The 9,149-nt window shown below is 71.8% G+C and carries 6 protein-coding genes and 2 pseudogenes; 6 read left to right on the plus strand and 2 right to left on the minus strand.

The features are described 5' to 3' along the window. Positions 1-392: 392 nt before the first annotated feature. Together ACFVYK_RS01145 and ACFVYK_RS01150 are read left to right on the plus strand one after the other, a co-directional pair. A complete protein-coding gene (locus ACFVYK_RS01145) occupies positions 393-836 on the plus strand; it encodes a DoxX family protein (RefSeq protein ID WP_389767155.1) in 444 nt (147 codons plus the stop codon). Between the two features lie 289 nt (positions 837-1,125). Further along, positions 1,126-1,476: pseudogene (locus ACFVYK_RS01150) on the plus strand (GDSL-type esterase/lipase family protein); the annotation flags it as partial. A gap of 102 nt (positions 1,477-1,578) precedes the next feature. Here the strand turns inward: ACFVYK_RS01150 and ACFVYK_RS01155 are convergent. After that, entirely contained in the window at positions 1,579-2,778 is a 1,200-nt protein-coding gene (locus tag ACFVYK_RS01155) for a PAS domain-containing protein (protein ID WP_389767157.1), read from the minus strand. Positions 2,779-3,135: 357 nt separating this feature from the next. On the opposite strand from ACFVYK_RS01155, the gene ACFVYK_RS01160 reads away from it, so the two are divergent. The 3 genes from ACFVYK_RS01160 to ACFVYK_RS01170 are packed head-to-tail and all read left to right on the plus strand — an operon-like array spanning position 3,136 to position 7,948. Beyond that, positions 3,136-4,509: an acetyl-CoA carboxylase biotin carboxylase subunit family protein gene (locus ACFVYK_RS01160; protein ID WP_389767159.1), complete on the plus strand. Its 1,374-nt coding sequence runs from the start codon at positions 3,136-3,138 to the stop codon at positions 4,507-4,509. Continuing rightward, entirely contained in the window at positions 4,506-6,512 is a 2,007-nt protein-coding gene (locus tag ACFVYK_RS01165; RefSeq protein WP_389767161.1) for a PEP/pyruvate-binding domain-containing protein, read from the plus strand. The genes ACFVYK_RS01160 and ACFVYK_RS01165 overlap by 4 nt, the downstream gene beginning before the upstream one ends. Continuing rightward, positions 6,509-7,948 (plus strand): MFS transporter, encoded by a 1,440-nt coding sequence (locus ACFVYK_RS01170; RefSeq protein WP_389767162.1) that lies wholly within the window; start codon positions 6,509-6,511, stop codon positions 7,946-7,948. The genes ACFVYK_RS01165 and ACFVYK_RS01170 overlap by 4 nt, the downstream gene beginning before the upstream one ends. A 198-nt stretch (positions 7,949-8,146) precedes the next feature. Here the strand turns inward: ACFVYK_RS01170 and ACFVYK_RS01175 are convergent, their stop codons facing one another. Then, on the minus strand, positions 8,147-8,785 hold the full coding sequence (locus ACFVYK_RS01175; protein ID WP_389767164.1) for a hypothetical protein: 639 nt from the start codon (positions 8,783-8,785) through the stop codon (positions 8,147-8,149). A 240-nt stretch (positions 8,786-9,025) separates the two neighbouring features. On the opposite strand from ACFVYK_RS01175, the pseudogene ACFVYK_RS01180 reads away from it, so the two are divergent. Further along, a pseudogene (locus tag ACFVYK_RS01180) lies at positions 9,026-9,149 on the plus strand (peptidase E); the annotation flags it as partial.

The following is a 9,149-nucleotide window of genomic DNA, read 5'->3' on the forward strand; positions in this document are numbered from 1 at the left end:
GCGGCAGCTGCACCGTACAGCTCGACGCGGCCACTAACACGGTTGCGGCCAATACCCTGCGGCCGCCGTGTTGAGATCGCGATGGGGCCTCCGGGGCCACCCACCGGAGTACGGGGACGTACGAACCCCAGTCGCGACTGGCCGTGAGCCGGCTCCCGACCCACGGGTTCCGAGTGGTCGACAGCTCACGGCCACCGAGCGGACCGCCCACGAGTCGGACGATCACAGCCGTACTCCTGTCCGGCGGGGCTCTCCCCCTCAGCCGTCAATAAGGATTTCCTCGCGCCAGTTGGTCTCCGCTGTAGGACCGATGAGTTCTGTGGTGACGCGCGGTCTATCCCGGTGACTGCAGCACGTACCGCCCATCACCCCGCGCAGCACAGGAGAACCAGATGTCCGAGACCACCGCTCCCGTCACCTCCGGCGCTTCCTCCCCCGCCTCCGCCACCCGCGGCCGCCGCGCCCGGATCGCCCTGCGCACCGTGCAGGTGCTGCTCGCCCTCTTCTACGGCATCGCCAGCGCCCTGCCCAAGCTGATCGCCAACTCCTACGCCGTCGACTCCTTCGAGCGGATCGGCTGGGGCAGCACCGGCATGTACGTCATCGGTGCGCTCGAACTCGCCGGCGGTGTGGCTCTGTTGATTCCGGTGCTGCAGTCAGTGGCCGCGGTCGCGCTCAGCGCGCTGATGGTCGGCGCGTTCGTCGTCCAGATGACCGTCTTCGACGGCGAGAACGCGGCGACCCCGCTGATCCTCATCGTGCCGCTCGTCCTCATCGCCTGGACGCGCCGGGACTCCATCAGGGATCTGCTGAACCTGGTACGACGACAGGTGTGAGAACCCCACGGGAGAGGTGGCGTCCGGCCCGGCCGGACGCCCCTTTCGCGCGCCCAGGTCAGCTTCCGCCCGGGTATGGGTAGCACCGGCGACAACCCCACGGCCGGCGCCCCGATCCTCCGGCGGCGCGCGCCGCCGTCCGGTCCGGGATCGGCGCCGCTTCCTTGCTCGAGCCGCCTTCTTCGTCGCGGAGCCGGCTGTGCCGAACCGGCCGCTCTCGCTCCCCGCCCCGCTCCCCGGAGGAGAGAGCACATGACCAAGCTCGGCCATGTCATGACAGCGTCATTAGTCGCCGGACGCCCGCATCGCCGCCCTGGGTTACCCCTGGATCACCCCGTCCGTCGCCGACCCGACCTGCTGCGCGAAGCTCCCCCTCGCCTCCGGCGACGTGCCCTACCCGCGCGGAATCCAGGCCCACCTGAACGCCGTCGTCAAGCGCGCCGCCGAAGAGACCGGAGCGGCGTACGTGGACTTCTCCCAGGCCTCCGAGGGGCATGACGCCTGCAAGCCCGCGGGCACCCGCTGGATCGAACCGCTTCTCTTCGGGCAGAGCATCCTCCCGGTCCATCCCAACGCCCTCGGGGAACAGCGCATGGCCGAACGCACGATGAACGCCCTCGGACTCGGACGACTCGGCTGACACCGCCGTCACGAACGAACTCGCGGCACCGCCGGCCCGGCTCTTCCGGCACCCTCGAGTACAGCTGAGAAGATCCGACGGGGGTCTTCCGGCCCCCGCAGGTCACGCGGTGCTGAGGGGATGGGCCGCCGTGGCCGAGCGTGGGGGCCAGGCGTGGGGGGCGAGTATGCCGAGGACGTAGGCGCGGGCGACGAGGGCCGGACGGGATGCGGCGCCCAGCAGGTGCCGCAGGCGGCTGAGGTGGTAGTCGAGCGTCTGCCGCGACAGTTTCAGTGAGGCGGCTATGTCGCTGTTGCTGCTGCCCTGCGCCAGTAGCGACAGGATGCGGATCTGCGCGGCGGTGAGGGGCGGGTGCGCCTCGTGGGCGAGGCTCTGATGGGTGATCACGGCCCAGACGTGCCGTGCCCGGCTCGCGGAATGGCCGATAGTCGTCAGGTGGAGCTCCGCCCGCCGCTGCAGTCCGTGGGTGTCGACGAGCACGGCGGTGGTCTCGACACGTCGCGTGCGGCGGGCTATCAGGCTGTTCCACCGGCTGTGCAACCGGTCCAGATCGGGCCCCGGTTCGGGGGCGAGCAGCGTATGGGCGCGGCGGCCCACGAGATCGGTCAGGCCGAGGTGGAAGAGTTCGGCGGCCGCCACGCTCGCCTCGATCACCCGCCCGTTCGCCGACAACAGGGCACACGGCAGCCCACTGTGGTCGCGCAGGGCGCTGAGGTTCTCCTCGGCCTCCTGGCGCTGGGCCGTGGCCCGCAGATGGTCGGTGATGTCGACGTAGATGCCGGCGATGCACGTGCGGGACTGTTCCCGCACCGGGAAGCGGTGACCGACCGCTCGGCCCGTGGTGCCGTCCTGACGCAGGTAGCGCAGGGTGTGGCGGACGGGCCTGCCCCGAGCGAGTATCTGCTGGTCAAGGGCCCGGAAGCGGTCGGCCTCGGCCGGGGCGTCGAAGTCCTCGATGTATCTGCCGACCAGCTGCTGCGGCACGGTGCCGTAGAGGTGCGCGTAGGCGTTGTTGGCCCACAGGTAGCGCCCGTCGCGGTCCCGGATGAAGGCGGCCGCCGGAGCGAGGTCCACGAGGTCCGCGAAGGCGGCGTAGCCGGGGGGCACCGCGAGCCCTGCTCCCCGCTGCGGCCGGTCCGGCGGGCGCTGTGAGCCGCCCGGGTCGGCGGGGCGGCCGGCGGACGACTCCCCTGTCTGCCAGAGCCCGTCGGCGTCCCCCTCCCCCGCCTGCCACGGCTCGTCGACTTCCCTCCAGAACACGGGAAGGTTCTCGAGCAGTGTCTTGAGGCTCGGGTCGCCCACAACGGTCTCCGTCCGTATACGACTGGCTGACGCACAGTCACCCGACGTTGGATATCCCGCTCTGTACAGCACAAGCTCCATTCCCGGCCGAGTTCCCGGAAGCGGACGGCGGTCCCGGCCGCCCTACAGGTCAAGCCCGGCCCCGGGGACGAAAACCTGTGAATCACGTCCACGACTCAGGCATTTGCCTGAGTGGCGAGCACCCTGCGCGGCGATATGGACGGTTACAGCCTGGTCCCCTGGAGTGTGCGGGCGGACACGCCGGACGCCGTCCCCACCCGTGACCCCCGGGCCCCTCGCCGCACCACCGGTGCCGAGGAGGGCCCCTACCGACCAGGTGAATGGAGACGAATTTCTGTGAGCACGGTGCTGTTGGTGCATGCCAAGGGTGGTCCGCCGCTCGGCCATGTCCTGTCCCGGACGGCTGCGAGGGCGGACGTGCACCTGCTGGCGCTCAGCGCTCTTCCCCCCGCCGTGGCGGGTTCCGCCGGGAGACTGTGCGCCTCGGTCACGACGCCGGGCGACGCGGGCCGCAGCGACCTGGTCTCCCTGATCGTCGAGCACGCCCGGCAGGTGGGCGCGGACGCCGTGGTCACCTTCTCCGAGTACGCGGTCGTGGCCGTCGCCGAGGCCTGCGAGAAGCTCGGTCTGCCGGGCGCGGGCGCAGCCGCCGCACTCGCGCGCGACAAGCGGCTGATGCGGAGCACCTGGCAGCGCAGCGGCCTGCCGCAGCCCGCGTTCCGTCCCGTCGCCACGCAGGCGGATCTGCAGGCGGCGGTGAACTCCCTGTCCTGTCCGCTGCTGCTCAAGGCGGCCTGGAGCGCGGGATCCACCGCCCACCAGATCATCACCTCCCCCGGCGAGGCGTCCGCCGCGTGGGCCCGCTCGCGCCAGGTCATGGCGGAGTCCGCCCAGTTGGGATACGCGGAGCTGCATGTGGCCGAGGCGGACGCCGACTTCGTGGTCGAGGAGATCGTCAACGGCACGGCGGCGGACTGGTTCGACGAGCCCGGCTGGGGCGACTACCTCAGCGTCGAAGGCGTCGTGGCAGACGGTGTCTTCCACCCCGTCTGCCTCAGCGGCCGGATGCCCACCATCCAGCCCTTCACCGAGCGCGCCGGCATCACCCCCGCCCTGCTCTCGCCGGACGCGCAGGACCGCGTCGTGGACCTGGCGCGCCGCGCCGTCGACGCGCTGGGCCTGCGCGACTGCGGAACGCACACGGAGATCAAGCTCGGCCGCGACGGCAGCATGTGGCTCATCGAGACCGCAGCCCGGTTCGGCGGCGCGATGACGGTGCCGCAGATCGAGGAGGTCTTCGCCCTGGACCTGGTGGGCATGCTCGTCGACCACCTGCTGGGACGCCCTGTCGCCTGGCCGGAGCAGGCCCTGACACCGGCGCAGGCCCGGGGTGCGGCGGGCTCCCTCGTCGTCCTCGCGGTCGACGGCGACGGCGAGGCCTGGCAGGACCGCAGGGTCTGGGACTTCCCCGTGGTCGCGTCGAACGTGCCCCTGAGCCCGGGCAGCGAGCTGTCGGTGGTGGCGGAGAGCTCCCTGCCCGACGGCAGCGTCGTGCCGGTCTACGACCCCGCCGCGGGCGCCAACACCATGGCGGCCCTGTGCCTGCTCTCCGCCGCCGACCCGCGCACGGTGCTGCAGGACTTCGAGACCCTGGTGGACGCCCTGCCCCGGGTGCTGCCCGCGGCGCAGTCCGAGGAGGTCCCCGCATGAGCCCCCACCTGGCCACCGACGCCGCCGAGCGCGCCACGGACCGCACGGTCGTCGGCGAGAACCTCTCCCTTCCCCTCTTCCGGACGCTGTCGGGAGTCCTGGCGGGTCACCCCTACCTCAAGGTCGTCGTCGACCGCGCGGAGAACACCTGGCACCTCCTCGACACCGGCGCGCACCCCTTCCACGTCAACTACGTCGCCACCCGGGTGCTGGGGATGGACCTGGCCGCGCTGGACGCGGAGCTGGACGCGTTCAACGCATCCGTCTACACCGATCCCGAGCGCCGATTCCTGCTCGGTGTGCTGTCCCTGCACACCGAGCGGGAAGAGGGCAGGGAGCGGTCGTTCCTCGTCCTGGAGACAACCGAGGCCGACACCATGCACGGCGAACTGCTCGCCTTCTTCTACGAGTTCGTGCGGGCCCGGGTCGACAACAGGCTGCCGCTGCTGCTCAAGCCCGCCAACCACGGCCAGGAGGAGGCGCTCTCGGCGATCAGCGAACAGCGTGTGCCCCGCATCCTGAGCCACGAGCTGTTCGGGTCCCGCGAGCGCACACCGCTCAACCCCGGCGAGGCCATCGGGCGACTGCGCTTCTTCCGGACGGCCGAGGAGTACACGGCGGCGCAGGCCGCACTGGGCTGGGCGGACATCGTGGCGATGCCCTGCCTGCCCGACGACGTGCCGCGGGTCGCCGGCTTCATCAACACCGCGCCGATCACGCCCCTTTCGCACACCAACGTCCTCGCCTCCGGCTGGGGCATCCCCAACGCGATCGTCCGGGATCTTGAGCAGCTCGTCGACAAGGACGGCCTCGACGACACGTGGGTGCGCTACCGGGTCGACGAGGACGACATATCCCTGCAGCGCCTCGACCAAGACCCCGGTCTGCGGGCGCCGTCCTGGCACCAGCAGCGCATACGCCTCGAACCGCCGCTGCTCGAAGACGCCCCCGTGCTGTCCCTGCACCGGCTGCGCAGTGCCGACCGCGACCGTTACGGCACGAAGGCGGCCAACCTCGGCGAGCTGCACCACGTCCTCGACAGCCGCACGGTGGACCTGACCTCCTTCTACGGCCGGCCCCGTCCGCCGCGTGAGGACCTCTACGGCCACCTCGCCGCCCGCCTCGGCCTCACCGCCTTCACCGCCGATCAACTACGCTTCAAGGCAGCGGAGTTCGTCGCCGAGGCCGTCGGCGCCCCGGAGGGCGTGGCGCTCCCCTTCGCGCTCCAGCAGCGGTTCCTCGCCTCCTCCCCGGCTCTCCAGCAGGGCATCGGCAAGCTGAAGATGGCGCTCGAACTCGACGCCACCGACGTCCTGGACTCGCTGTGCCTGCACCTGCAGCACCTGATCCGGCACACCCCCGTCCCCGAGGCGGTCACCCGGCAGATCGACCAGGCCTTCCCCGCCGCGGCGGCCTCGCGCGGACGGCTGGTGGTGCGCTCCTCCTCCAACGCCGAGGACCTCCCCGGGTTCTCCGCGGCGGGCGTCTACGACTCCGTCACCACCGTCCACGGCACGGGTGAACTCCTCGACGCCGTACGCCAGGTGTGGGCCTCCCTCGTGTCGCCCCGCAGTGTGCGGCTGCGCCACCAGGTCGGCATCTCCCTCGACGACACCTACATGGGTGTGATCGTCCAGGAGTACGTGCCCGCCTCCCTGGGCGGCGTCCTCGTGACCTGCAACCCGACCCGCCGGGAGGACTTCCGCAACGTCTACCTCAACTGTTCCCCGGGCTCGCCCGAACAGGTGGTCGACGGGACGGTGCTGCCGCAGCAGTACCTGTACAACACCGTGGAGGGCGGCGGCCGTACCGTCGCGCTGGGTTCGTGGGGCCAGGGGCTGTCCGCCGCCGTCCGCGCCCGGCTCGCCGACCTCTCCCTGACCGGACGGCTCCTGCAGTCCCACTTCAGCCAGAGCGACGTGGACAGGCCCCTCGACATCGAGTGGCTGATGACCGAGCAGGGCGATATCCGGCTGGTCCAGATCCGCCCCTACGCACTGTGAGGGCGCGCCTCGGCGGGCCGCGCCCCGACACCGCGGCGGCCACGGGTCTGACCGACGCCGCCCGCCGGATCATCCGGCTCAACTACGGCTTCCAGCTGCTGTTCAACCTGCTGTGGTGGATGCCGGTGTTCTACGCCTATCAGAAGGAGGCCGGCCTCTCGGACGGGCAGATCTTCGGCATCCAGAGCATCTACTACGTGGCCTTCTGCCTGCTGGAGATCCCTACCGGGCTGATCGCCGACCGGATCGGCACCCGCAACTGCCTGCGGGCCGGCGCGGTGGTGATGACGGCGGCGAACCTGGCCCCCGTGGTCAGCGCCTCCTACACGGGGTTCCTCCTCCACTTCCTGGCCATCGCCGCCGGTCGGTCGCTCACCTCGGGCGCGGCGAGCGCCTATCTGTACGACGGGTTGCGGGCGGAACGGTGCGACGAGCACTACCTGCGGGCGGAGGGCACCGCGCGGGCGCTGGGGCTGGCGGCGAAGGTGGTGTGCTGGCCGCTGGTCGGCCCCTTGATGGCTCTCTCACACCCTGCCCCCTACGTGCTCAGCGCCGCAAGCGCGGCAGGATCCCTCGTCTGCGCCCTGCTGCTGCCCCGCTTCGCCGGAGCGCAAGCCGGAGCGGACAGGGGCCGGAGTGACGGCGGGCGCCGGGGCGGCGCCTTCCTGCGGGACGCGGGGACCGCGCTGCGCTGCGTCGCCTCCTCGCCGTGGCTGGCCCTGGTGATGGTGCAGGGCGTGGCCGTCTTCACGCTGTCGCGCATCTGCCAGGTCAACCTCTTCCAGCCGATCCTGCTGGACCACGGCATCGGCGAGGCCTCGCACGGTGGGGTGCTGGCCGCGATGACCGTGGCAGAGGCGGTGGCGTCCGCGCGGCCCCAATGGCTCAGCCGCAGGCTGCCGCCGGTCGCCTGGGTGTCCGTCCTCAGTCTCGCGCTGGCGGGCACCCTGGCGGCCATGACCCTGGGCGGGCCGTGGGTCGTCATCGTGCTGCTCTGCCTGTTCGCCGCCGCCACCGGGTTCGCCTTCCCGGTCCAGCGCAAACTGGTCAACGACGCGATCCCCGCGCACGCACCCCGGGCCACCCTGCTGTCGGTGGAGAGCATCGTGGACCGCGCGGTGTGCGCCCTGGCCGCGATCGCCGCGGGCGCGTACCTGTCGGCCGGACATCTGGACGCCCTGCTGTGGCACAGCGCGCTGGCCACTGCGGTGCTGATCGGGGTCTTCCAACTGGTGCTGCGCAGCGGAGTGGTGGCCCCCAGGGGCCGGGACGATGATCGGGCGGTATCGCCGCAGGCGGCCGACCCCGCGGGAACCGGTGGAACCGCGTCGGCGGAGAGGGGCCACGGTGCTCCCGACCTGGCGGACGCTGAGGACGCCGGCCGCGAAGAGGCCCTCGAACCGCACCGGACTCCGCGCAGACCACGAGCGACCTGACGACAGGACCCACCGGACCCACGGACCCACCGGACCCACCGGGCCATCGGGCCATCGGGCCACCGGCAGGTCAGCCCGACACCCGCCGCCGAAACGGTGACCGTGGCCCAGGCGCCGACCCCTCGCCGTATGCCCCGGACCAAGGGCGTACGGCGACGGGCGGTCCCGGCTGCTGCTGGGGCGGGGGCGGGGCTGCGTTCAAGCGAGGCGGCAGCCGAGGAGTTCGACCAGCCCCGCCGGCAGGAACGCGGGCCGCTGAGGCAGACCGACCTGGTACGCCACGAAGCCCAGGGAGGAGGCCACGGACACCTCCTGGGCGGTCTCCGCCTGGTAGACGACCCGGCAGCCGGCCGAGTCCTCTTTGGCGCGCTGCCACAGGACCGGGGACGGCTTGCGTTCGGCCTCGGTGCGCGGCGTCCGGATCCGGTCGCCGAAGTCCGCCCAGGCGAAGGCCGTCGGGCCCCGCCACGTTGCGTCGACCTCCGTCCGCAGCCGGGCGGCGCGCTCGGCGTCGGTCGTGCCCCAGGAGGGCGGGACATTGGTGATCAGGCCGACCCTGATGTGGTGTTTCCGCAGGGTCCGCAGGTACGAGGCCGCCCCGGGCAGGTAGGTGGTGCTGCCGTCCTCGGCGGTGTGCACCAGGGTCTCCCCCAGGTCGAAGTACACGACGGGACAAGCCCGTTCGCCGTGCGCGGGCGCGGTGGCAGCCGCACCCGGACCCTGGCCGGCCTCCCCGGAGGCGGCCGCGGCAGCCGGCGTGCAGAGCAGCGTCGACACCAGGGCCGCGCCCAGTGCGAGGCCTGCACGGGCCGAACTCTTGGAGGCGGATCCGATCATGTGCGCCGTCACCCCTTCACTGTCATAGGCATGACAGGCTAACGCTCCTGTGGCCCCTCGGCGGGCCGAGCCCACGACTGGCCTGATCCCGCCCCCGGTCCGGGGCGGATCCCCCGCCCCCCTACTGGCCGCGTGCCGCCTGGCTGGACGTGAGTTCCTGTCCTCGCGCCGCGATGCCAGGGCGGTAGGGGGGGCTCGGGTTCGTTGCGCGTGGCCCGTCTGCCGTGCTTGGCTCGTCCGATGAACTTTTTGTTGACGGCGAGTGGCCTGCGTAACGAGACACTGCGGGACGCGCTGCGGGACATGCTGGGAAAGCCGTTCGGATCGGCGAACGTCGTGTACGTGCCCACGGCGTCGGTCGCCG

The sequence above is a fragment of the Streptomyces sp. NPDC058291 genome, from assembly GCF_042880855.1.
Lineage (GTDB): Bacteria > Actinomycetota > Actinomycetes > Streptomycetales > Streptomycetaceae > Streptomyces.

Coding starts and splice junctions, on each gene's coding strand:
- ACFVYK_RS01145 (WP_389767155.1), top strand. CDS start 393: ATGTCCGAGACCACCGCTCCCGTCACCTCCGGCGCTTCCTCCCCCGCC.
- ACFVYK_RS01175 (WP_389767164.1), bottom strand. CDS start 8,785: ATGATCGGATCCGCCTCCAAGAGTTCGGCCCGTGCAGGCCTCGCACTG.
- ACFVYK_RS01165 (WP_389767161.1), top strand. CDS start 4,506: ATGAGCCCCCACCTGGCCACCGACGCCGCCGAGCGCGCCACGGACCGC.